Source organism: Rugamonas rubra (genome assembly GCF_900114705.1).
GTDB lineage: Bacteria > Pseudomonadota > Gammaproteobacteria > Burkholderiales > Burkholderiaceae_D > Rugamonas > Rugamonas rubra.
Genome location: NZ_FOTW01000005.1, coordinates 276507 through 297086, shown reverse-complemented (window position 1 = coordinate 297086; position 20580 = coordinate 276507). Strand labels below are relative to the sequence as shown.

At 69.0% G+C, this 20580-nt stretch carries 25 protein-coding genes; 1 reads left to right on the top strand and 24 read right to left on the bottom strand.

The annotated features are described in order from the left end of the window. Positions 1-2: 2 nt before the first annotated feature. From BM252_RS03880 to flgB, 8 genes are read right to left on the bottom strand one after another with little or no spacing between them, the layout of a single operon-like run. On the bottom strand, positions 3-1127 hold the full coding sequence (locus BM252_RS03880; RefSeq protein WP_093383902.1) for a flagellar basal body P-ring protein FlgI: 1125 nt from the start codon (positions 1125-1127) through the stop codon (positions 3-5). A 10-nt stretch (positions 1128-1137) separates the two neighbouring features. Then, complete coding sequence (gene flgH / locus BM252_RS03875) at positions 1138-1800, bottom strand: flagellar basal body L-ring protein FlgH (RefSeq protein WP_093383899.1); 663 nt, start codon at positions 1798-1800, stop codon at positions 1138-1140. Beyond that, positions 1800-2591, bottom strand: a complete 792-nt coding sequence (gene flgG, locus BM252_RS03870; RefSeq protein WP_174900404.1) for a flagellar basal-body rod protein FlgG — start codon at positions 2589-2591, stop codon at positions 1800-1802. Before flgG ends, flgH begins: the two co-directional genes overlap by 1 nt. A 58-nt stretch (positions 2592-2649) precedes the next feature. Beyond that, the gene (gene flgF / locus BM252_RS03865; protein WP_093383894.1) at positions 2650-3375 is read right to left on the bottom strand and encodes a flagellar basal-body rod protein FlgF; all 726 of its coding nucleotides are present in this window, start codon (positions 3373-3375) and stop codon (positions 2650-2652) included. Between the two features lie 10 nt (positions 3376-3385). Continuing rightward, a complete protein-coding gene (locus BM252_RS03860) occupies positions 3386-4633 on the bottom strand; it encodes a flagellar hook protein FlgE (protein ID WP_093383892.1) in 1248 nt (415 codons plus the stop codon). A gap of 14 nt (positions 4634-4647) precedes the next feature. Further along, on the bottom strand, positions 4648-5331 hold the full coding sequence (locus BM252_RS03855; protein WP_093383888.1) for a flagellar hook capping FlgD N-terminal domain-containing protein: 684 nt from the start codon (positions 5329-5331) through the stop codon (positions 4648-4650). Positions 5332-5334: 3 nt separating this feature from the next. After that, positions 5335-5757, bottom strand: coding sequence for a flagellar basal body rod protein FlgC (gene flgC, locus BM252_RS03850; RefSeq protein ID WP_093383885.1), 423 nt, complete (start codon positions 5755-5757; stop codon positions 5335-5337). Positions 5758-5767: 10 nt separating this feature from the next. After that, positions 5768-6130 (bottom strand): flagellar basal body rod protein FlgB, encoded by a 363-nt coding sequence (gene flgB, locus BM252_RS03845; RefSeq protein WP_093384233.1) that lies wholly within the window; start codon positions 6128-6130, stop codon positions 5768-5770. Between the two features lie 174 nt (positions 6131-6304). Between flgB and flgA the strand changes: the two genes are divergently transcribed. After that, a complete protein-coding gene (gene flgA, locus BM252_RS03840) occupies positions 6305-7006 on the top strand; it encodes a flagellar basal body P-ring formation chaperone FlgA (protein ID WP_245774071.1) in 702 nt (233 codons plus the stop codon). Here flgA and BM252_RS03835 read toward each other — a convergent pair. The 16 genes from BM252_RS03835 to fliF form a co-directional block, all read right to left on the bottom strand. Further along, positions 7003-7779 (bottom strand): glucosaminidase domain-containing protein, encoded by a 777-nt coding sequence (locus tag BM252_RS03835; protein ID WP_093383880.1) that lies wholly within the window; start codon positions 7777-7779, stop codon positions 7003-7005. The two genes, flgA and BM252_RS03835, sit on opposite strands and share 4 nt — an antisense overlap. After that, the gene (locus tag BM252_RS03830) at positions 7766-8197 is read right to left on the bottom strand and encodes a flagellar export chaperone FlgN (RefSeq protein ID WP_093383878.1); all 432 of its coding nucleotides are present in this window, start codon (positions 8195-8197) and stop codon (positions 7766-7768) included. The genes BM252_RS03835 and BM252_RS03830 overlap by 14 nt, the downstream gene beginning before the upstream one ends. Further along, positions 8194-8469, bottom strand: coding sequence for a flagellar biosynthesis anti-sigma factor FlgM (gene flgM / locus BM252_RS03825; protein ID WP_093383875.1), 276 nt, complete (start codon positions 8467-8469; stop codon positions 8194-8196). The genes BM252_RS03830 and flgM overlap by 4 nt, the downstream gene beginning before the upstream one ends. Positions 8470-8531: 62 nt before the next feature. Further along, on the bottom strand, positions 8532-9539 hold the full coding sequence (locus tag BM252_RS03820; protein ID WP_093384231.1) for a flagellar motor protein MotB: 1008 nt from the start codon (positions 9537-9539) through the stop codon (positions 8532-8534). Further along, positions 9523-10440 (bottom strand): flagellar motor stator protein MotA, encoded by a 918-nt coding sequence (motA, locus tag BM252_RS03815; RefSeq protein WP_093384228.1) that lies wholly within the window; start codon positions 10438-10440, stop codon positions 9523-9525. Before motA ends, BM252_RS03820 begins: the two co-directional genes overlap by 17 nt. A 66-nt stretch (positions 10441-10506) precedes the next feature. Beyond that, positions 10507-11244 (bottom strand): FliA/WhiG family RNA polymerase sigma factor, encoded by a 738-nt coding sequence (locus BM252_RS03810; protein ID WP_093383872.1) that lies wholly within the window; start codon positions 11242-11244, stop codon positions 10507-10509. Positions 11245-11288: 44 nt separating this feature from the next. Beyond that, positions 11289-11756 carry a flagellar basal body-associated FliL family protein gene (locus BM252_RS03805; RefSeq protein ID WP_093383868.1) on the bottom strand — a complete coding sequence of 156 codons (468 nt, stop codon included), beginning with the start codon at positions 11754-11756 and terminating at the stop codon, positions 11289-11291. Positions 11757-11763: 7 nt separating this feature from the next. Continuing rightward, positions 11764-13125: a flagellar hook-length control protein FliK gene (locus BM252_RS03800; protein ID WP_093383866.1), complete on the bottom strand. Its 1362-nt coding sequence runs from the start codon at positions 13123-13125 to the stop codon at positions 11764-11766. A gap of 2 nt (positions 13126-13127) precedes the next feature. After that, on the bottom strand, positions 13128-13439 hold the full coding sequence (locus tag BM252_RS03795; RefSeq protein ID WP_093383863.1) for a hypothetical protein: 312 nt from the start codon (positions 13437-13439) through the stop codon (positions 13128-13130). After that, positions 13432-13821, bottom strand: coding sequence for a flagellar export chaperone FliS (fliS, locus tag BM252_RS03790; RefSeq protein WP_093383861.1), 390 nt, complete (start codon positions 13819-13821; stop codon positions 13432-13434). Before fliS ends, BM252_RS03795 begins: the two co-directional genes overlap by 8 nt. A gap of 62 nt (positions 13822-13883) precedes the next feature. Next, the gene (gene fliD / locus BM252_RS03785; protein ID WP_245774070.1) at positions 13884-15281 is read right to left on the bottom strand and encodes a flagellar filament capping protein FliD; all 1398 of its coding nucleotides are present in this window, start codon (positions 15279-15281) and stop codon (positions 13884-13886) included. Positions 15282-15363: 82 nt separating this feature from the next. Next, a complete protein-coding gene (locus BM252_RS03780; RefSeq protein ID WP_093383856.1) occupies positions 15364-15804 on the bottom strand; it encodes a flagellar export protein FliJ in 441 nt (146 codons plus the stop codon). Continuing rightward, entirely contained in the window at positions 15801-17111 is a 1311-nt protein-coding gene (gene fliI / locus BM252_RS03775; protein WP_093383854.1) for a flagellar protein export ATPase FliI, read from the bottom strand. The genes BM252_RS03780 and fliI overlap by 4 nt, the downstream gene beginning before the upstream one ends. Beyond that, positions 17108-17821, bottom strand: coding sequence for a flagellar assembly protein FliH (fliH, locus tag BM252_RS03770; protein WP_093383852.1), 714 nt, complete (start codon positions 17819-17821; stop codon positions 17108-17110). The genes fliI and fliH overlap by 4 nt, the downstream gene beginning before the upstream one ends. Beyond that, entirely contained in the window at positions 17818-18855 is a 1038-nt protein-coding gene (locus BM252_RS03765; RefSeq protein ID WP_093383850.1) for a flagellar motor switch protein FliG, read from the bottom strand. The genes fliH and BM252_RS03765 overlap by 4 nt, the downstream gene beginning before the upstream one ends. Then, positions 18839-20572 (bottom strand): flagellar basal-body MS-ring/collar protein FliF, encoded by a 1734-nt coding sequence (gene fliF / locus BM252_RS03760; RefSeq protein ID WP_093383847.1) that lies wholly within the window; start codon positions 20570-20572, stop codon positions 18839-18841. The genes BM252_RS03765 and fliF overlap by 17 nt, the downstream gene beginning before the upstream one ends. Positions 20573-20580: the final 8 nt, after the last annotated feature.

Below are 20580 nucleotides of genomic sequence, written 5' to 3'. Positions count from 1 at the left end.
CCTTAAATGACGATCAGTTCGCCTTCGATGGCGCCGGCCTGGTCGAGCGCCTGCAGGATCGCCATGATGTCGTCGGGCGAGGCGCCCAGGCTGTTGACGGTGTCGATGATGGTTTGCAGCTTGGCGCCGGCCGGCCACTTGAACATCTGGCCCGAGCCCTGGTCGACCGAGACGTTGGACTGCGGCGTGGTGGTGGTTTGGCCCTGGCTGAACGGCGCCGGCTGGCTGACCTTCGAGCTCTCCGAGATGACCACCTTGAGCGAGCCGTGGGTGACGGCGGCGGCGCGCACGCGCAGGCCCTCGGCGATCACCACGGTGCCGGTGCGCGAGTTGAACACCACCTTGGGCGAGTCGTCGCCGACGTCGATGCTGAGCGATTCGAGCTTGGCCATGAAGGCGACGCGCTGGGTCGGGTTGTCCGGCGCCACCACGTCGATGCTGGTGGCGTCGCTGGTGGTGGCGATCTGGCCGAAGCGCTTGTTGATGCTGTCGACGATGTTGGTGGCGGTCTGGAAGTGCGGGTGGCGCAGCGACAGGCGGATGGTGGGGCGGGTGGCGAAGTCGGTGCCGATCTCGCGCTCGATCGCCGCGCCGCTGGGGATGCGGCCCGAGGTCGGGGTGTTGACGGTGACCGAGGAGCCGCTGCGGCCGGCCGCGGCCAGACCGCCGACCACGACGTTGCCCTGGGCCAGGGCGTAGACCTCGTTGTCGGCCGCCCGCAGCGGCGTCAGCAGCAGGGCGCCGCCGCGCAGGCTCTTGGCGTCGCCTAGCGAGGAGACGGTGACGTCGATGTTCTGGCCGCGCCGGTAGCCGGGCGGGAAGATGGCGCTGACCATGACGGTGGCGACGTTCTTGCTCTTCGCGTCGGTGCCGTCGGGCACCTTGACGCCGAACTGCTTGAGCATGTTGATCACCGACTGGCTGGCGAACTTGACTTGGGTCGAGTCGCCGCTGCCGTTCAGGCCGACCACCAGGCCGTAGCCGACCAGCGGGTTGTCGCGCACGCCCTCGATGGCGACCAGGTTGCGCAGTACCTGCGCGGCCTGGGCCGGCGCGGCGCCCAGCAGCAGGGCGCAGCAGGCCAGCAGGGCGGCGGCGGTGGAAAGGCGGGGGCGGGGAGTGTGCATGGGGAAATCCTTAGAACGGCATCCAGGGGCCGGTGAAGAAGCGCGTCAACCAGCCCGGCGCCTGGGCGTCGGCCAAGGTGCCCTGGGCCGAGTAGGCGATGCGGGCGTTGGCGATGCGCAGCGAGGAGACCTGGTTGTCGGCGTCGATGTCGGCGGCGCGCAGGTAGCCGCGCAGGCGGACGAACTCCTCGCCCTGGTTCAGGGTCAAGCTCTTCTCGCCGGCCACGCGCAGCAGGCCGTTGGGCAGCACCTCCTGGACGATGACGGTGATGGCGCCGGTCAGGGCGTTCTGCTGCGAGCTGGCCGAGCCGCCGGTGAAGGAGCGGGTGGCGCCCAGGTTCAGGCCGGCCTTGGGGAAGGTCTTGCCCAGCAGGCTGGGGGTGGCGACGTTGGCCGCCGAGTCCTTGGAGAAGCTGGTGTCGGCCTTCTTGCTGGCCTGGGTGGTCTCCTGCAGGTTGACGGTGACCACGTCGCCGACGCGGAAGGCGCGGCTGTCCGAGGTCAGCGACAGGCCGGTGTCGGCGCTGAACACGCCGCCCGAGCTGCCGCGCGGCGTGACGCCGCGGGCGACGGCGGGCGGCTCGTCGGACGGGCCGGGCCGCACCGCCGGCGGCGCCAGGCTGGCGCAGCCGGCCAGCAGCAGTGCGGCCAAAGCGGTGGCGGCGGCCTTCATCAGCGCGCCGCCTGGGCCAGGTACTGCAGCATGTTGTCGGCCGCCGACAGCACCTTGGTGTTCATCTCGTAGGTGCGCTGGGCGGCGATCATGTCGACCATCTCCTCGACCACCTGGACGTTGGAGCCTTCCAGCGCGCCCTGCTTGAGCTTGCCGAACTGGGCGTCGCCCGGGTTGCCCTCGGTCGGCGTGCCGCTCGAGGCGGTTTCCTGGAACAGGTTCTCGCCCAGCGCCAGCAGGCCGGTCGGGTTGATGAAGCTGGTCAGGGTCAGCTGGCCCAGCTGCGAGGCGGCGGTGTTGCCGGGGATGGTGGCCGAGACCATGCCGTTCTCGCCGATGGTGACGGCGGTGGCGTTGGCCGGCACGGTGATCTGCGGCACCAGCGGCAGGCCGTGGGCGTTGACCAGGATGCCGTTGGCGTCGACCTGCAGCTGGCCGGCGCGGGTGTAGGCGGTCTCGCCGTTGGGCCGGCGCACGGCGAGGAAGCCGTTGCCGGTGATGGCCACGTCGAGCGCGCCGCTGGTGGTCTGCAGGTTGCCGGTGGTAAACACCTTCTGCGTGCCGACCATGTGCGTGCCGTTGCCCAGCTGCACGCCCGACGGCGCCAGGGTGTTGTTGTCGGCGCGCTGGGTGCCGGGCTGCTGCTCGATCGAGTAGAACAGGTCCTCGAAGACGACGCGGTCGCGCTTGAAGCCGACGGTGTTGACGTTGGCCAGGTTGTTGGCGATGGCCTGCAGTTTGGCGTCCTGCGCCTGGACGCCGGTCTTGCTGATCCACATTGCTGGATTCATGGGGTTCCCCTAATTGTGTACGTGTGCGTGTGCGTTACGGAAGGCCGGGCCGGCCGGCTTAGCCGCCGACCAGGCGGTTGCCGACCTCGGCCATCGAATCGCTGGCCTTGAACAGTTTCATCTGAATCTCGAAGGTGCGGTTCAGGCTCATCGTGGCGACCATCTCCTCGACCGCCGAGACGTTGCTGCCCTCGAGGTGGCCGGGGCGCACCAGCACGCCGGCGTCGCTGGCCAGCGGCTGGCCGCTGCGCGCCACCAGCAGGCCGGCCTCGTTCTTGGTCAGCTCGGCGGCCTCGGCCTTGACCAGTTTGAGCTTGTCGATGCTCTGCATGGTCGCCGCGCCCGGGCTCTGGATCGAGATGCTGCCGTCCTGGCCGATGGCGATCTTGCTGTACTCGGGCAGGGTGATCGGGCCGCCCTCGCCGAGCACCGGCATGCCGTTGACGGTGAGGGTGCCGGTCGGGTCGAGCGCGAAGGCGCCGGCCCGGGTGTAGGCCTCGCCGGTGGGGCCCTGCACGGTGAAGAAGCCGTCGCCGCTGATGGCGGCGTCGAGTTCGCGCCCGGTTGCCTTCAGCGTGCCCTGGCGGGTCAGCACGGCGTTGGCCTGCAACTGCGTCATGTGGCGGTCGTCGTAGCCGTAGCCGGGCAGGGTCTGCGCCGTCGACAGCTCCATGTTGGCGCGGAAGCCGCCCGTGTCCATGTTCGCCAGGTTGTTGGCGTGCACCTGTTGTCCGCGCAGGGCCCGTTCGGCCCCGCTCATGGCGGTGTAGATCAGCGCGTCCATGCGGTCTCCGTTACAGCGCTTGCATCAGCGATTGCATCATCGCGCTCTGCGTCTGGATCACCTTCGAGTTGGCCTGGTAGTTGCGCTGCGAGGTCATCAGGCCGACCAGTTCCGAGGTGATGTCGACGTTCGACTGCTCCAGCCGCGCCACGTTCAGCGCGCCGGCCATGCCGACGCCGGGCGTGTCGTACAGCGGGGTGCCGGACTGGGCGTTGGCGGTCCAGCTGGTGTCGCTGATGTTGGTCAGCGCGCCCTCGTCGGGGAAGCTGGCGATGGCCAGCACGCCGACGCTCTGCTTCTGGCCGTTGGTGTACTTGGCGATCATGGCGCCTTTTTCGTTCAGTTCGACGCCGACATAGCTGCCCGAGGCGTAGCCGTCGGCGGCGTTGATCGCGGTGGTCGCCTCGCCGTAGAAGTTGGTGGTGCCGGTGTAGTCGAGCGTGACCAGGCCGTCGACCGCGTCGCCGATGGCGCCGCCGCCGGCCGGGGTGAGCTTGAGGGCGACCGAATTGGCCAGCGCCGAGGCCGGCGGCGGGGCCACCGAGGCCAGCTGGCCGGTGGTCGGGTCGAAGGTCAGCACGGTGTCCGGCGCGCCGGCGGCGTCGGCCACGCCGTCGAGCAGGTACTTGACGGTGATGGCGTCGGGCACGGTGTCGTCCTTGATGAAGTACTGGGTCAGGACGCGCTCACCGCCGAGCGAGTCGTGCAGCACCATCGACTTCGACATGTTGAACGATTTCCAGTCGGTCGGGTCGAAGGTGGCGGCGTTGACCGGCGTCTTCCAGTCGCGCGACACGTTGAGCGAGAAGCTGCCCTTGGTGGTGGCGACGGCGGGGATTTGGCCGGTCGGGATCGGCAGGTCGCCCAGCGTGCCCAGCTGGGTGCTGGGCGGCTTCTGGGTGTAGCCCTGGACGCGCTGGCCGGCGCCGTTGGTCAGGTAGCCGTCGACGTCCTTGGCGAAGATGCCGACCCGGCTGTAGACCGACTGGCCCTGGTTGTCCTTGCTGACGAAGAAGCCGCGGCCGTTGATCGAGGCGTCCAGGCCGCGGCCGGTGGCGACGGTGCCGCCGTTCTGGCCGATGCTCTGGGTCAGCGAGCTGACCTCGGTGCCGGTCGGCGTGCTGCCGGCATACAGCGAGGAGAAGTTGGCGCGGCTCGACTTGAAGCCGTAGGTGCCGGCGTTGGCGATGTTGTGGCTGATCGTGTCGAGCTGTTGGTTGATGGCCTGGATGCCAGACAATGCGATATCGAAACCCATGATAGATACCTTTCTTAGAGACTAGATTGAGTGGCGGAAGCGGATTTGCCGTTGAAGGCGATGATGTCGGACGGGGTCACCTCGCCGACGTTGGCGACGTTCAGGGCGACATTGCCGCTGCCGGCCATGCGCACGCTGTTGAGCCGGCCGCTGACGGCGATCGTCGGCGTGTCCTTGCTGCTGGTCTCGACGCTCATCTTGTAGCTGCCGGGCGGCAGGCCGAGCGCGCTCGGGTCGATGGCGAAGGGCACCACGCCGGCCGGCTGGGTGCCCAGTGCGACGTTGTGCTTGACGCCGTCCTCGCCGGTCAGCACCAGCGTGGTCTTCGCGCTGGCGTTGCCCAGGGTGATCTCACCGCCGACTTTGGCGCTGCCCAGCTTGACGCTGGTGGCGCTGACCAGCACGTCCGAGCCGACCTGGGCGCCCATCGCCAGCACCTGCATGCTCTGCAGCACGCTGGCGTTGGCGCTGGTCAGGGTCGACAGGTTCTGCAGCGACTCGGTCTGCGACAGCTGGGTCAGCTGGTTGATGAACTGGCTCGGGTCGGTCGGCGACAGCGGGTCCTGGTTCTTGATCTGCGCCACCAGCAGCTTGGTGAACATGTCCTTGGTCTCGGCGGCGCTGTTGCCGGCGATGTTGGCGCCGCTGTTGACGCTGCCGTCGCTGTTGCTGTTGTTGTTCAGAAGACTGGTTTGCATGGCTTAACCTTCACCGAGTTTGAGGAGGGATTGCTGCATCGTGCGGATGCGCCCGAGCACTTCGACGTTGGTCTCGAAGGCGCGCGAGGCCGACATCATGTCGGTCATCTCGGCCACCTGGTTGACGTTGGGGTAGAACACCATGCCGTCGGGGTTGGCCATCGGATGGCCGGGGTCGTAGACCTTGCGCAGCGCCTCGGCCGACTCGACCACGTCGAGCACCTGGACGCGGCCGCCGGCGCCGCCCTGGTTGTCGAGGCCCTCGTTCATGACGGCGGCGAACACCGGCTTGCGGGCGCGGTAGGTGTCGGCCTCGGTGCCGGCGACCGAGTCGGCGTTGGCCAGGTTGCTGGCGATGGTGTTGAGGCGCACGGTCTGCGCCGCCATGGCCGAGCCGGCGATCTCGGAAATATTCTTGAACGACATGGGGTCTCCCTTACTGGCCGTTGATGGCTTTGCCCAGACCCTTGAACTTCATGTTGGCGAAGGTCAGGCTGGTCTGGAAATCGGTGGCGTTCTGCGAGAACGCGGCCTGCTCGACGCCGAGCTCGACGGTGTTGCCGTCGGCGGTCGGGTGGTAGGGCACGCGGTACAAAGAGTTGCTGTCGCTGTCGAGGGTCAACTCGCCGGCGGCCTCGGCCTGGGTGCTGGCCAGCGTGGCGGCGAAGTCCATGTCCTGCGCCTGGTAGCCCGGCGTGTTCTCGTTGGCCAGGTTCGAGGCCAGGATGCGGGTGCGCTCGGCCCGGAGATGCAGCGCGTCGGCGTGAACCCCGAGCGCTTCCTTGAAATTGATACCCATCATGTCCCCCTTGGTATTTTTTACCGTGTTACTGTGAATCCGGATCGGGTCGAACGGGCCGCGCCACCCCATGTAAAATGGCGGCCGGTCGCTTCACGCGCCGCAGCCGCTTTAGGCATCATAGTAGAGGTATTGCTTATGTTCAACAAATGTATTGTAACCCGAGCGGGCGGAATGTTGCTCGTCGGTATTGTTAATCTTTCCGCCAACGCGGCCACGCCGGCCGAGCAGGTGCCGGCGCTGGTGCAGGCGGCGGCGCGCCAGCACCTGGAGCGCCAAGCCGAGGGGGCCGGGCTGGTGGCGCCGCAGATCGTCGTCGAGGTGGTGCGCGGCAGCCGCCCGCTGGCGTCCTGCGCCCTGGCGCCGACGGTGGCGGCGGTCGACACCCGGCTGGCCTCGCGCATGCGCTTCGCCGCCGTCTGCGCCGGCGCCGACGGCTGGCGGTACGAGTTCGTGGTGCGTGCCCAGGTCTCGGCCAGGGTGGTGGTCAGCGCCGCCGAGGTGGCCGCCGGGCGGGTCTTGACGGCCGACGACCTGTTGTTGGAGCGCCACGACATCTCGGCCATCCCCGACAGCCTGGCCGACGTCAAGGCGGCGCTCGGGCTGGCCGCCCGGCGCACGCTGCGCGGCGGCGAGGTGTTGCGGGCGGCCATGTTGGCGGCGCCGACCCTGGTCAAGCGGGGCGACGCGGTGCGCATCGTGGCGCGCCGCGAGCAGGTCGAGGTCAGCATGGCCGGCGAGGCGCTCGACAGCGGCGCGCGCGGCGCGGTGTTGCGCGTGCGCAACGCCAACGGCGCCACCATCCGCGCCCGCGTCACGGCTGCGGGAACGGTCGAGCCGGTCGATATGCCTGTGTCCATTCCATCCCCCGATTAACGCGCCGCCTTGACGGCGGCGCCGAGGCCGCCGTGAAGCAATTGCGCGGCCACCTTGCCGAGCTTGTCGGCGTAGGCCGGGTCGGTGGCGTAGCCGCCGCGCGCCAGGCCCTGGGCGAAGGCGCGCGCGTCCTGGCCGGCGTTGAGGGCGCCCTGGAAGCGCGGATTGTCGATCAGCATGTTGGCGTAGTCGCGGAAGGCGCTGGCCGTGTCCGGGTAGCTGCGGAAGCGCTCGGTCTTCTTGAGCGCCGCGCCGTGCTCGTACTCGGTGGTGGTGGCGGCGGCGACGGCGCCCTGCCAGCCGGCGCCGGCCTTCAGGCCGAACAGGTTGTTGCTGTCGGCGCCGCCGGCGCCGCGCAGCGGCCGCTGGCCCCAGCCCGACTCGAGCGCGGCATGGGCCGCCACCAGGTGCGGCGCCACGCCGAGCCGCTCGGCCGTCTCGGCCGCCCAGGGTTGGATCGCGGCGAGGAATTGCTGGCGCAGTTCGGGCTCGGCGGCGTTGCCGGGCGCGTCGATGGCGCCGGCGCCGCTGGCGCGCTGGCGCAGCGCCATGCCCTCGACGCTGAGCGCCGGCGCCGCAGTGGAGTTAGCGGCGGCGCCGTGGCTGATGAAGTCGGCCACCTCGCCCTGCAGCTGGCGCAGGGTGGCGCCGAAGCCGGCGCCGCCGGCGTTGCCGAAGGCGGCGGGCAGGGCGGCGGCGGGGCGCGCCGCCGTCATGTTGGAGGTGGTGGCGGCGGTGGCCGCCGTGGCGCGCAGCGGCTCAGGCGGGCGCATACAGCGGCTCCTCGTCGCCGTGCAGCACGCGCTGCATGACGGTGTGCTGGCCGAGCAGCAGCTCGCTGTTGCGCTTGCCGATGCGCTTGCATTCGAGCACGCGCTGCTCCAGCGCGCGCCAGTCGGCCTCGGCCTTGTCGCGGGCGCCGCTCTTCAGCAGGGCGAACACCTGGGCCATCGCCGCCTGCGGGCCGAGCAGGCGCTGCGCCAGTTGCAGGCGCAGGCGGCGGCGCGCCTCGAGCTGGTCGACCAGGGTGCCGATCGCCTCGGCCGCCTCGGCCAGCGGCGCGCTCTGGTGGCGCAGCGCGGCCTGGAATTGTTGTTCCAGCAGGTCCTGCAGCAGGGGGTAGTCGCGGCCGTCCTCGGCCAGGCCCTGCAGCAGGGCGTGCATGGCCTGCTGGCGTGTCGTCTGGTTCATGGCTCGCTGCCGTGGAAGCGTTGGATCAGGCCGGCCAGCTTGGCCGGGTCGAACGGCAGCTCGCCCTTGGCCAGGGCGTCGCGCAGCGCGGCCACCTTGTCGTGGTCGATCTCCGGCATGGCGCGCAGCGCCGCCAGGGCCGGCTGCAGCACGGCCGACTGCAGCGCCGCCTGCGGCGCGGCGGCCGGCGCCGCCTCGGCCGCCTCGGCGGCCTGGCTGTCGACGGGGCGGGCCGGCGCGACGCCGGCGGCGAGTCCTGTGGCTATTCTCATACGTGTGCCTCTTGGCTTGGTTTCCATATCAACCCGCTTGCCGCCGGCGGGCGCGGCGTGCTTCAACGTTCATTGTAACTGCCCGGCTTGGCCGTTTTCTTTTCCACGGGCATTATTTTTTCGCGCAGGCGTTGCAGCATCGTCACGTCCGGCAGCTCGGTGTCGATCTCCTCGGTCAGCGCGTTCTTGTTGCTCGGCACGCCGAACATCGCCGCCACGGTCTTGGCCTGGGCGGTGGTGAGGATCAGCAGTTCGATGCGGCGGTTGACGCCGGCGTCGGCCCGCTTCGGGTCGAGCGGGGCGCGGTCGGCCATGCCGACCACCTGCAGCACGCTCTCCGGGTTCATGCTGCCGGCCAGCAGCTGGGCGCGGGCCGACATCGCCCGGTTGCTCGACAGCGTCCAGTTGGAGAAGGCGGCGTAGCTGGTGTCGGCGTACTGCATCGAGTCGGTGTGGCCGACCACCAGCATCTGGTTCTCCATCTGGGCGAACAGCGGGCCCATCTTGCGCAGCAGCGAGCGGAACCTGTCGGTCGGCACGGCGCTGCCGCGCACGAACATGCCCTGGCGGTCGGTGTCGTGCATCATCACGCGCAGGCCGTAGGGCGTGATGACGGACTCGAGGTTGCTGGTCAGGCCGAAGTCGGCGCTCATCTTGGTCAGCGCCTTCGACAGCGCCGCCAGGTCGCTCGGGCTGTCGTAGGTGACCTTGGCCGGCGGCGTGATCGGCGCCGCCTCGCCGCTGGCCTTGGCCTCGCCGGGGGCCTCCGAGTTGCCGGTGCGCGGCATCGGGAAGCGCTCGATCAGGCTGCCGCGCGGGCCGCCCACCTGCTGCGGCATGACGCCCTTGCCCTGGTCGGTTTTGGCGCCGTCGGCCTCGGTGAGGATCTGTTCCAGGCTCTCGGTGTTGCGCGCGGCCATCAGCCAGAGCACCAGGAACAGGCACATCAGCGCCAGGCAGAAGTCGGCGAAGGCGACCTTCCAGGCGCCGCCGTGGTCCTCGTGCTTGTGCTTGCCGCCGCCACGCTTGACGATGGTTTGCTCGTGGCCCTTGTCATGCGGCTTTAGCACGGCCACCTCCCCGGCGCGAGTTCTCTTCCGGCGCGCTGTCGCGGCCTTCCAGGTCGTTGATCCAGCGCTCGAGCTGGGCGAAGCTCGGCTTGATGTTGAGCGGCACCAGGCGGCGCCCGGCGTCGATCGCCAGCAGCGGCGGCTTGCCGGCGACGTGGGTCACCAGCACCACCTTGACGCACTCCTTGTTGGAGGCCTCCTGGCCGACCAGCTGTTTCATCATGTTGCAGATCGGATCGATCAGGCCGTAGCACAGGAAGATGCCGATGAAGGTGCCGACCATGGCGGCGCCGACGTGCTCGGCGATCTCGCCCGAGGTGGCGCCCTCGCTGACGGTGTTCATGGTGATCACGATGCCCAGCACGGCGGCCAGGATGCCGAAGCCCGGCATCGCCTCGCCGATCTTGTTGAGCGACTTGGCCGGCTGGTTGAGTTCCTCGTGGATGGCCTCGAGCTCCTGCTCGAGCACGCCCTCGAGCTCGTGGGCGTTGATCTTGCCCATCGCCATCAGGCGGAAGTTGTCGACGATGAAGGCGAGCAGCTTGGGCTCCTCCAGCACCCGCGGGTAGCGCTGGAACAGCGGGCTGTCCTTGGGCGCCTCGACGTGGGCGTCGAGCGCCTTCAGGCCGCCGGCGGCCAGTTGCAGCAGCTCGTACATGAGCAGCAGCAACTGGCGCTGGAACTCCGAGTCGTACTTCTTGCGGAACACGATCTTCTTGATCTGGGTCATCATCTCGGCCAGCACGTGGCGCGGGTTGCCCAGCACCAGGGCGCCGATGCCGGCGCCGGCGATGACCAGCAGTTCGATCGGTTGCCAGATCTGGTGGAACGCGCCGCCCATCATGAAGAAGCCGCCGAAGACGGAGCCCATGACGATGATAATGCCGAGTATTTGCTGCATGGTTGATGCCTTTCTGCTTTTCTAATTGCGGTTGCCGCTGGTCTTGCCGGCGCCGTGGCGCGGCGCTCAGGCGCTTTGCAGCACGGCCTTCATCTTGCCCAGGGCCGCCTTGTTGAGCTGGCAGACGCGGGCGTCGGTCAGGTCGAGCACGGCGGCGATTTCCTTGTAGCTCAGTTCGAATTCGTAGTACATCTGCACCACCCGCTGCTCGCGCTCGTCGAGGCCGCGCAGCGCCTGCTCCAAGCTGCGCCGGGTCATCAAAGCCTCCTCCGGGTTGGGCGCCGTGTCGGCGCCGACGCTCTCCTGCAGCACCTCGTCGAAGCTGGCGATCAGCTCGGCGTTCTCGTCGAGCTGGTAGGCCTGGTAGGCCTCGGCGCTGATGCCCAGGCCGTCGAGGATGTCCTGCTCGCCCGGCTCGCGGCCCAGCTTGCGGGTCAGCGCGCGCACCGCGTCGCGCAGCTTGTGGCTGTGCTGGCGCACGGCGCGCGGGCGCCAGTCCTGGCGGCGCAGCTCGTCGAGGATGGCGCCGCGCACGCGCAGGCTGGCGTAGCTGCCGAAGCCGCCGTCGGGCTGGCCGTAGCGGCGCAGCGCCTCGAGCAGGCCCATCAGGCCAATCTGCTCCATGTCGTCGCGGTCGATGGCGCCGGCGATCTGCGAATTGAGCTGGCGCACGATGCGCTTGACCAGCGGGGCGTAGGCCAGCAGGTGCTTCTGCTCGTCGGCCACGCTATGGCGGGGCGGCGCCGTGCCGTCCTCGCCGTAGCTTTCGGCGTATGCCTCCGCGTATTGCTCTATCAATGCCATGCCGGCCCCGCTGGTGGACGAATACTGCGTTGGAGGGTGAAGCATCACTCGATGATCAGTTTGCCTATCATGACTTCGGAGAAGGGTTTTTCCCGTTTGTCGTGGACGTAGGTCTCGTCGAACGCCTTGTTCAGTTCGGCGGCGAATTGGTCGATCGTCATCATTTGCGCGGTGGCCATCGGCAGGTTCGACAAGGTGCGCACGGCGACGCTGCGCAACATCGGCAAATGCTCCTTGGCCGTCTTTTCCTTCTCCTCGTTGGTGGTGATCACCAGATCGGCCGACATGTAGTGGCTGGCCGTGTCGCCCGGACTGCGCTTGAGCATGATGATGACCTTGTCGACCGTCAGATACTTGGGCGGCTTGCCCTCGTCGTGCTTGACCTCCACCTTCTTCTCGTGGCCGGCGGCCGGCGCGGCGCCCTTCGACATGTACCAGACGGCGCCGCCGGCGACGCCCGCGCCCAGCACGGCCACGGCGGCAAACGCCACGATCATTTTCATATTCTTCATCTACGGCTTACTCCTGTTCGGTCAACATGGCAAAGGTGGCGGCGGCGGCCTCGTCGTCGGACAGGGCGCGGCCCGGGGCGCGGCCCTGGTCCCGCTGGTCTTGCCGCGCGCCGCGGCTGTCGCCCTCGGCCATAGCCTGGCCGCGCGGGCCGGCGCTGGCGCTGACGTTGACGGCGACCTCGCCGAAGCTGCGCTGCGATAGATCCTGCCGCACGCTGTCGCCGATGTTGTTGAGCTGACGCAAGACCTCGCTGTTGCTGGCCGACAGGTTGACCTGCAGCGCGCCGGCGCTGTGGCGGATCGAGATCTCGATGCGGCCCATGTTGGGCGGCTCCAGGCGGATCACGGCGTGGTCGTTGTTGCGCTGCAACTGCAACTGCAGGCGCTCGCCCAGCGCCTCGCGCAGCGGCTGCTGCCATTGCTCGGCGCTGCCGGCCAGCTTGACGCTGTCGGCCAGCGGCGCGGCGGCCGGCGCGGCCGGCGTGTAGGCGCCGTTGACGCCGTTGCCGGCGGGCGCGGCGGCCAGCCGCAGGCCGCTGCTGCCGCCGTCGTCCTTGGCGCCGGCGGCGGCCGTTGCCGCGCTGGCGAAGTGGCCGCTGGCCGGGGCGCGCTCGGCGTCCTTGCCGGCGTTGCCGGCGCGCGCCGGGGCGGCGCTGTTGGCGCTCGGGGGGGCGCCGGCCAGCGCGGACGCGGCGGCGGCGGCCTGGGCCGCGGGTGCCGCTGGCGCGGTCGGCGCGGCGCCGGACGCGGACGCCTCGATGGCGCTGTCGCTCGGCGTGGCGGGCGTGGTCGTGGTGCCTGCGCTGCCGCCTGTCGTCGCCGCCGGCGCGATGGCGGTGGCGGTGGCGGGCGCCGTGCCACCCGGCTGCTGGTTGGCGATGTTCAGGTTCAGGCTGATGTTGCTGCCGCTGGCCAGCCGCGCGCTCATGCCGTCGACGCGGGGCTGGTCCTGGACGGTGGCCGAGGCGGCGTTGCCGGCCGGTGTGGTGGCGCCGGCGGCGAAGGGCAGGGCCATGGCCAGGTTCAACAGCGGCGCGGCCATCGCGTTCATCATGGCGCCCTGGTCGGGCGCGGCGGCGGCGCTCGCCGTGCCGGCGTCCGGCGTGGTGGCGGCGGCGCTGTCGCCGCTGTCCGCCGTCGCGGCGTCATCGGCGGCAGGCGGCGCGACCTCGATCTGTTGGGCCAGGTTCAGCAACTGGGCGAACAGCGCCGCCGCTCCGTCCACGGCCGGCGCGGCCGGCGACGCGGCGGCGGCGTCGGCCATGGACGGCTGGTCGAGCTGGTTGGCGGCCGGGTTGGCGTTCGGGAACAGGCCGGCGGCGTTCTGCTGGGCGGGTTTGGCTGCTGCGGTACTCAGGGTCATGGTCATGCTTAAATTCCGGTTTCAGCGGTTTCGCTGTCGAGGGCGTAGGCGAGCCAGCCCTCTTTGTTAGCTTGCATTTCGTTCAGTTGGCGGCCGAGGTCGGCGGTGGCCTGGTCGCAGCGCTGCACGGCCTGTTCGTGCAGTTGGCGCAGCGCCGCCAGAGCGGCCCGTTCGGCCGTCGTCCAGTTGCCCTGCGCCGCCATCTGCGGCAGCGCCGAGGCCATCATGGTGTTCAGCGCGCCGAGCGCGGGCCAGTCGGCGGCGTCGAGCGCGGCGCCCATTTTCTGCCCCAGCTGCAACAACGTGCGCTGCCTATCCATTCTTCGCCTGCACGCCCAGCCAGCCCTGCTTGATGGTGGTCAGCAGGGTGGTGACCTCGTCGACGATGCTCGGGTCGAGCTGGACGCCGGCCGTGTAGAGGCGTTCGGCGCAGTAGTCGTACAGGCGGCCCAGGTTGGCCACCACCTCGCCGCCGTTGTCGAAGTCGAGCGAGCTGGATAGGCCGTTGATGATCTCGGTGCACTTGTTCAGGCTGTTGGCCTTGAGCTCGTAGCGCTTGCCGACGATGTGGCCGCGGGCGCGCGCCAGCTCCTCGAGCAGGCCGTTGGTCAGCACCAGCACCAGCTCGACCGGCGAGGCGCGCGCGGTCTGGGCGTCGAGGTTGACGGAATGGTAACTGCTGTAGGCTTCCTGGTTTAACATGGTATTCACCGTACTTCTATGCTTGCGTTAGGGGAGGGCGGCCGTCGCCGGCCGCCTGCCGGTTAGGAACTGCTGTTGTTCGACGAGAACAGCGCGGTGAACAGGCTGGAGGTGTTGTTCATCTTCGACTGCAGCGTCTGCAGGTTGGTGAACTGGACCAAATAGCGGTTGTAAGCGTTCTGGAACTGGGCCTGCACCTTGGCCTGGCGGTCGGCCAGCGTGATCTGCTCCTTGTCGACCGAGCTCTTGCGCGTAGCCAGCTGGCCGCTGGCCGAATTGGTCCATTGACCCATCAGTTTGTCGAGCGCGCCGAGCACGCCGCTACTGTTGCTCAGCGAGGCCTTGCCGAACAGGCCGTCCAGGCCGGTCGGATTGGCGGCGATTGCCTTGCCCAGTTTGACCGTGTCCAGTGCCAGGGTGCCGTCGCGCTTGGCGCTGATGCCGTAGTTGACCAGGGTCTGGCCGCCGATCGCCGTGCGCAGCGTGCCGAGCAGCCGGTTGCGCAGCGCACCCAGGCCGGAGTCGGAGGCGAAGACCGCTGCGCCGACGCCCTTGCCCGGGTCGCCGACATCGGTCACTCCGTCGAGGGTCGTGAGCATCTTGTTGTAGGCGTCGACGAAGCTTTGCACGTTGGCGTTGGTGGCGGCGCTGTCAGCGGCGACGGTCAGCGTCACCGGTGCCTCGTTGGCGGCCTGTGCCTTGGTGAAGGTCATCGTCACGCCGTCGATCACACTGAACACGTTGGAGGCCTGGGTGATCTGGGTGCCGGTGGTCTTGGCCCCGAGCCACACCACGGCGTCCTGCGCGGCGACCACTTGCTTTTGGTTGTTGGCGTCGTCCAGCGCCGCCTTGAGGGCGGCGTTGGTGACGCCGCCGGTGTCGAGCGAGGCGCCGTTGGCGGCGCCGGTCAGGTTCGAGGTCAGCACCAGCGTGGTGGCGCCGTTGATGTTCATAGTCGAGGCGGTGATGCGGGAATTGTTGCTGGCGGCGACGTTGATGGCGGCAGCAATTTCCTTCGGCGACAGGGTGCCGTCCATGTTGTTGTCGGCGGTGGTCAGGCTGACCTGGAAGCTGCTGCCGTCGGCCAGCATCACGCTCAGGTTGCCGCTGCCGGCGGCGGTGGTGTCGCTCAGGCCGCCATAGGAGATCTGCCCGGCGGTGGCCAATTGTTCGACGTAGAAAGAGTAGGTGCCGGCGATGGCCGCCGAGGTGGCCGTCGCCGTGCCGACCGCCGAGCTGAAGGTGGCCGCGTTGGCGCTCATGGTCTTGCTGCCCAAGCTGAGCGAGGACAGCGTGCTCTGGAAGGCGCCCATCGCGCTGCTCAGCGTGGTCAGCGCCGTCTTGGTGGCGGTCGCCACCTTGCTGCGGCTGTCGATCATCGACTGCGACCCGGCGACATAGGAGTTGGCCAGGTTGGTCGCGGTCGTTTTCGGATCGTAATTAATGTTGTTGAGTGCCATGATCGTGCCCCTTGGAAAGGATGGATGAAGTGTACCTTGTTATAAGGCGACCTAAATCGTTTCCGTATGAAAATATTCTCAACTATTTTTCGTTTTTCTGGCCGCGGAACCAGGCTTGTGTGGCCAATTCGTCATGTTGCTTGCGCTCTTGTACATGTTGCTCCTTGCGGACCACCTGGTGCTGCTTGTCGAGCACCTTGCCGAGCACCTCGCGCTTCATCCAGGCCGCGTTGAGGGCCTGTTGCGACACTGCCATGTCGGCCTCGTGCATGTGCAGGTCGAGCCGGTGGGTGTCGGCCAGCTGCATCACCGCCTGCTTGTAGTCGCCGCAGTTGCCGGCCAGCGCCATGTGCAGCGCGCCGCTGGCGCCGCTGTTGGTGTACAGCCCCGTGAGGCGGTCCAGGTTCTTCTGGTAGCGCTCGCGCAGGTTGGCCTTTTCCGCCATCTCGGTCTGCAGGCGCTCGACCTCGGTGTTGCGCAGCGCCACCAAGGTGGTCAGGTTGCGGATGTTGTGCTGGCTCATGTCATCAGCTTCTCAAGTTGATCGACGCAGGGGGAGAAGGGCGCCGCTTCCTTGGTGCCCTGGCAGAGGAACTCCTCGACCGCCGGATGCAGTTTGACGGCCTTGTCGGTGACCGGGTCGGCGCCGGGCACGTAGGCGCCCAGCGGGATCAGGTCGCGCACCCGGTCGTGGCGCGCCATGCTGGCCTTGAGCGCGCGCGCCGCCAGCATGTGCGGCGTCGTGATCACCTGGGTCATGCAGCGGCTGATCGAGGCGGCCACGTCGATGGCCGGATAGTGGCCGCGCTCGGCCAGTTCGCGGCTGAGCACGATGTGGCCGTCGAGGATGGCGCGCGCCGTGTCGACCACCGGGTCCTGCTGGTCGTCGCCCTCGGCCAGCACGGTGTAGATGGCGCTCATGCTGCCGACCGGGTTCTCGCCGTTGCCGGCGCTCTCGACCAGCTGCGGCAGGTTGGAGAACACCGACGGCGGATAGCCCTTGGTGGCCGGCGGCTCGCCCAGCGCCAGCGCCACCTCGCGCAGCGCCATGGCGTAGCGGGTCAGCGAGTCGACCAGCAGCAACACGTTCTTGCCCTGGTCGCGGAAGTGGGCGGCGATCGAGTGGCACATCTCGGTGGCCATGATGCGCATCAAGGGGCTCTCGTCGGCCGGGGCGATCACCAGCACCGCCTTGGCCAGGCCGTCCTTGCCGAGCGACATCTCGACGAACTCGCGCACCTCGCGCGAGCGCTCGCCGATCAGGCCGACGACGACCACGTCGGCCACGGTCTGCCGGGTGATCAGGCCGAGCAGCACCGACTTGCCGACGCCGCTGCCGGCCATCAGGCCGACACGCTGGCCCTTGCCCAGCGTCAGCATGGCGTTGATCGCCCGCACGCCGACGTCGAGTGACTCGGTGACCGGTTTCTTTTTCAGGGGATTGATGCGCGGCGGGGTCGACTCGAGCGGATGTTCGCCGCCCAGCTTGCCCAGGCCGTCGATCGGCTCGCCCAGGCCGTTGACCATGCGGCCCAGCCAGGAGGGGCCGATCTGCAGGCTGACCTTGTCCTGCGAGGGCAGCACGCGGGCGCCGGTGGTCAGGCCGATGGCCTTCTTGAACGGCATCAGGAAGGACAGCTTCTCGCGGAAGCCGACCACCTGGGCGTCGAGCCACTCGCCGCTGACTGTCTCTATTTGGCAACGCTGGCCGGTGTGCAGCCGGCAGCCGGCCGCCTCGAGCAACAAGCCGGACGCGCCGACCAGCCGCCCGGTCGGGGTGGCCATCGGGACGGCGCCCAGTTCTAGGTTGCGCAAGGCATCGGCGATCATTCTTCGCTTTCCGTGTCGTCGCCGCCGTCGGCGGCTTGTAACTGATTATCGACCTGTTCCATGACGGCGGCAAGACGTTGATGACAACCGGCATCGACTTCGTTGTCGCCGGCCTTGATGCGGCACTCGCCGGCGTCGAGGCGGGCGTCGCCGATTAGGTTCCAGCGCTTGGCGCGCTTGGGGTCCAGCTCGCTGATGCGCTTCAGCTCCTCCGGGTTGAGGAAGACGTCGATCTCCTCGCGGGTCGGCGGCATCGAGGCCAGGGTCTCGTCGACCAGGGCCATGATCTGCACCGGTTGCAGCGCCAGCTCGGCGCGGATCACCTGGCGCGCCACCTTGGCCACCAGGTCGACCACCTCCTTGCGCTGGGCGGCGCGGTAGTCGGCGCGCAGTTTTTTCAAGCTCTTGAGCATGGCGTCGACCGGCCGCGCCAGCTGGTCGTAGGCCACCAGGGTCTCGGCGCGGCCCTCCTCGCGGCCCTGTTCCTGGCCGGCGGCGCGGCCGGCCTCGAAGCCGTCCTCCTGGCCGCGCGACAGGCCGACCTCGTAGCCGTCGCGCTGGCCCTGCTCGAAGCCCTCGCCGACCGAGGCCTGCCACTGCGCGCCGGCGTCGACGCCACCGCTGCCGTTCGAACCGTTCGGGTGCGCCCGTTGCGCGACTGCAACAACCTGCGACAGCGGCGGGAAGCGGTAGGGACGGAACTGCTTCATTCGACCACCGCCTCGGCGAACAGCTGGATCTCGATTTCGCCGCTGTCGGCCAGCGCCTTGACGGTGGCCATGATCTCCTGGCGGGTCTGCTCGATGCGCGACATCGGAATCGGACCGGCGCGCCGCATCATGTCCTCGAAGGCCTGGGCCTGGCGTTTCGGCATGGTCTTGAGCACCGCGTCGCGGATCGACAGCTCGGCGCCCTTGAGGGCGATGGCCCACTGCTCCAGCGGCACCTCCTCGATGATGCGGGTGATGGCCACCTCGGACTGGGTCGACAGGATGAAGAAGTCGTACATCGACAGCTCGATCTGCGCCACCACCTCGGGATCGTGGGCGCGCAGCAGCTCGACCATCTGCGCCCGGTTCGACGGCAGCCGGTTGAGGATCTCGGCGGCCTGGCGGATGCCCTCGACGCTGGTGCTCTGCATGTCGAAGGTGCCCAGGCAGCGGCCCACCAGCTGGTCGAGCTCGACCAGCAGGTCGCGGTCGATCTCGTCCAGGCGCGCCAAATTCAGCAGCACCAAGTCGCGCCCCTCGAGGGGCAGGGCGTCGAGGATCTGGCCGGCCAGGGTGGCCGGCAGGAAGGCCAGGAACACCGCCTGCATGCGCACGTGCTCGTTGGAGATGTACTCGGCCAGCCACTTCGGCGAGGCCCACTGCAGGCGCGCCATCTTGGGCCGCAGCTCGTCGCCGTAGATGCTGTTGAGCACCGTGTTGGCGATGTCGTTGCCCAGCGCCAGGTCGAGCGAGCGCTTCAGGTAGCTGCGCGAGGCGCCGTGCACGCCGGACTGCTGGCGGTAGTCGTCGAAGAAGGTCTGCATGGCGTGCTTGACCGACTCGACCTTGATGCCGCTCATGCGCGACATCACCTGGGTCACCTCGAGCAGCTCCTCGCGCGACAGGCAGCGCAGCACGGCGGCGGCCGGCTCCTCGCCTATGCTCAGCAGGACGATGGCGGCCTGTTCGACCGGCGTCAGGTAGACGCCCTCGGGCTGGTCCATGGAATCTTGCATGCTATTGAGTTCGGCCATTTTTCTGCATCCATTGTTTGACGACTTCGGCGACGCGTTCGGGTTCCTTCTCGGCCAGCACCTTCAGGTGGTCGACCATCACGTCGACCGCCGAACCGGCCGGCGGCAAATCGTAGTTCTCCAGCAGCGGCACCACCGGCATGCCCGGCATGCCGGCGGCGCCGGCTGCCAGCGCGTCCGCCTCGCCGGCGGCGTGTTCCGGCGAGGCCAGCGCCGGCGCGCCGGCGCCGTGGGCACCGGCGGCCACGGTGCTGGCCTCGGCGCTGCGGCGTTCGGCGGCCAGGCGGGCGGCGGCGGCCGGCGACGGCGTCAGGCGCGCCGTCAGCAGGCGCAGCAGCGGACGCAGCAGCAGCAGGTAGCCGAGCAGGGCGCCGACGGCGTACATGATCCACGAGCTGAAGTCGACCACCGTGTCGCGCTCCTGCCACCATGGCGTGAGCGCCGCCTTGGCCGGGAAGTTCATGGCGCTGACCACCAGCTGGTCGCCGCGCTCGGTGTCGATGCCCAGGCCGTTGCGCAGCAACTTGTCGATGTTGGCCAGCTCGGCCGGCGTCCAGCCGGTCTTGGGGAAGGGCGCGGCGGCCTGCGCCAGCACCACGGCGATGCTCTGCTTCTTCAGCGTGCCGCGGCTGCGCTTGGTCTGGGTGATGCTGCGGTCGTAGGCGTACTGGCGGGTGGTGGCGTTCTTGCGCGCCGTGCCGTCGTCGGCCTTGGCGGCGCCGTCGGCGGCCTTGGCGTCGGTGGCGGCCGGCGGCGGCCGGTTCGACAGGGTGCCCGGTACGCCCATGGCGATGCGGTTGCGGTCCTGCTCCTCGCGCATGGCCTCGCTGGTGACCTTGGGCGCGTCGCCGTACTTCTCGACCGTTTCCTCGACCTTGTCGTTGTCGACGGCGGCGGTGACGCTGAGGCGGAAGTTGTCCTCGCCGATGACCGTGCCGAGCAGGTTCCTGACGTTGCTGCGGATCTCGTCCTGGAAGCGCTTGCCGTTGTCGTTGCCGTTGCTGCCGGCGTCGAAGCCGTCGGCCAGGTCGACGTGCGAGGACAGCAGGTTGCCGGCCTGGTCGACCAGGCTGACCCGCTGCGGGCTCAGGCTGGCCACGCTGCCGGCCACCATGTTGACGATGGCGGCGATGTGTTCCGGCGCCAGGGTGCGGCCCGGCTTGGTCGCCACCACCACCGAGGCCGACGACTTGTCGCCGTCGCTCGAGACGAAGGAGGTCGACTTGGCGATCGACAGGTGGACGCGGGCGTGGCCGATGGCGTCGAGCGTCATGATCGACTGCGCCAGTTCGCCCTCCAGGCCGCGGCGGAAGCGCACGTCCTGGACGAACTGGCTGACCCCCAGCGGGTCGTTCTTGTCCATCAGCTCGAGGCCGGCGGGCAGCTGGGCGGTGACGCCGCGCGCCGCCAGCAGCATGCGCACCTTGCCCAGCATCGACTGCGGCACCAGCACCTGGCCGCTGTCGGGATGCAGGCGGTAGGGGATGTGGTCGGTGTCGAGCACGGCCATCATGTCGGGCGCCGAGACGCGCTCGCGCGCGCCGAACACCGGCTTGTAGGCCGACTGGTCGCTCCACAGGTACATCAGCACCATGGCGGTGACGCCGACCGCCAGCAGCAGCAGCGGATACAGGTTTTTGACCAGGGCGGGGGGCAGCGACGGCAGCGCGGGATCCGCGCGCCAGCGCGCGAAGGCGGACTTGAGGGTGTTGATCACTTGGATTG

What these genes read in the sequence shown, in the direction of transcription:
- BM252_RS03880 (WP_093383902.1), bottom strand. Translation starts at nt 1,127, where the DNA reads ATGCACACTCCCCGCCCCCGCCTTTCCACCGCCGCCGCCCTGCTGGCC.
- flgH (WP_093383899.1), bottom strand. Translation starts at nt 1,800, where the DNA reads ATGAAGGCCGCCGCCACCGCTTTGGCCGCACTGCTGCTGGCCGGCTGC.
- flgG (WP_174900404.1), bottom strand. Translation starts at nt 2,591, where the DNA reads ATGAATCCAGCAATGTGGATCAGCAAGACCGGCGTCCAGGCGCAGGAC.
- flgF (WP_093383894.1), bottom strand. Translation starts at nt 3,375, where the DNA reads ATGGACGCGCTGATCTACACCGCCATGAGCGGGGCCGAACGGGCCCTG.
- BM252_RS03860 (WP_093383892.1), bottom strand. Translation starts at nt 4,633, where the DNA reads ATGGGTTTCGATATCGCATTGTCTGGCATCCAGGCCATCAACCAACAG.
- BM252_RS03855 (WP_093383888.1), bottom strand. Translation starts at nt 5,331, where the DNA reads ATGCAAACCAGTCTTCTGAACAACAACAGCAACAGCGACGGCAGCGTC.
- flgC (WP_093383885.1), bottom strand. Translation starts at nt 5,757, where the DNA reads ATGTCGTTCAAGAATATTTCCGAGATCGCCGGCTCGGCCATGGCGGCG.
- flgB (WP_093384233.1), bottom strand. Translation starts at nt 6,130, where the DNA reads ATGGGTATCAATTTCAAGGAAGCGCTCGGGGTTCACGCCGACGCGCTG.
- flgA (WP_245774071.1), top strand. Translation starts at nt 6,305, where the DNA reads ATGTTGCTCGTCGGTATTGTTAATCTTTCCGCCAACGCGGCCACGCCG.
- BM252_RS03835 (WP_093383880.1), bottom strand. Translation starts at nt 7,779, where the DNA reads ATGCGCCCGCCTGAGCCGCTGCGCGCCACGGCGGCCACCGCCGCCACC.
- BM252_RS03830 (WP_093383878.1), bottom strand. Translation starts at nt 8,197, where the DNA reads ATGAACCAGACGACACGCCAGCAGGCCATGCACGCCCTGCTGCAGGGC.
- flgM (WP_093383875.1), bottom strand. Translation starts at nt 8,469, where the DNA reads ATGAGAATAGCCACAGGACTCGCCGCCGGCGTCGCGCCGGCCCGCCCC.
- motA (WP_093384228.1), bottom strand. Translation starts at nt 10,440, where the DNA reads ATGCAGCAAATACTCGGCATTATCATCGTCATGGGCTCCGTCTTCGGC.
- BM252_RS03810 (WP_093383872.1), bottom strand. Translation starts at nt 11,244, where the DNA reads ATGGCATTGATAGAGCAATACGCGGAGGCATACGCCGAAAGCTACGGC.
- BM252_RS03805 (WP_093383868.1), bottom strand. Translation starts at nt 11,756, where the DNA reads ATGAAGAATATGAAAATGATCGTGGCGTTTGCCGCCGTGGCCGTGCTG.
- BM252_RS03800 (WP_093383866.1), bottom strand. Translation starts at nt 13,125, where the DNA reads ATGACCATGACCCTGAGTACCGCAGCAGCCAAACCCGCCCAGCAGAAC.
- BM252_RS03795 (WP_093383863.1), bottom strand. Translation starts at nt 13,439, where the DNA reads ATGGATAGGCAGCGCACGTTGTTGCAGCTGGGGCAGAAAATGGGCGCC.
- fliS (WP_093383861.1), bottom strand. Translation starts at nt 13,821, where the DNA reads ATGTTAAACCAGGAAGCCTACAGCAGTTACCATTCCGTCAACCTCGAC.
- fliD (WP_245774070.1), bottom strand. Translation starts at nt 15,281, where the DNA reads ATGGCACTCAACAACATTAATTACGATCCGAAAACGACCGCGACCAAC.
- BM252_RS03780 (WP_093383856.1), bottom strand. Translation starts at nt 15,804, where the DNA reads ATGAGCCAGCACAACATCCGCAACCTGACCACCTTGGTGGCGCTGCGC.
- fliI (WP_093383854.1), bottom strand. Translation starts at nt 17,111, where the DNA reads ATGATCGCCGATGCCTTGCGCAACCTAGAACTGGGCGCCGTCCCGATG.
- fliH (WP_093383852.1), bottom strand. Translation starts at nt 17,821, where the DNA reads ATGAAGCAGTTCCGTCCCTACCGCTTCCCGCCGCTGTCGCAGGTTGTT.
- BM252_RS03765 (WP_093383850.1), bottom strand. Translation starts at nt 18,855, where the DNA reads ATGGCCGAACTCAATAGCATGCAAGATTCCATGGACCAGCCCGAGGGC.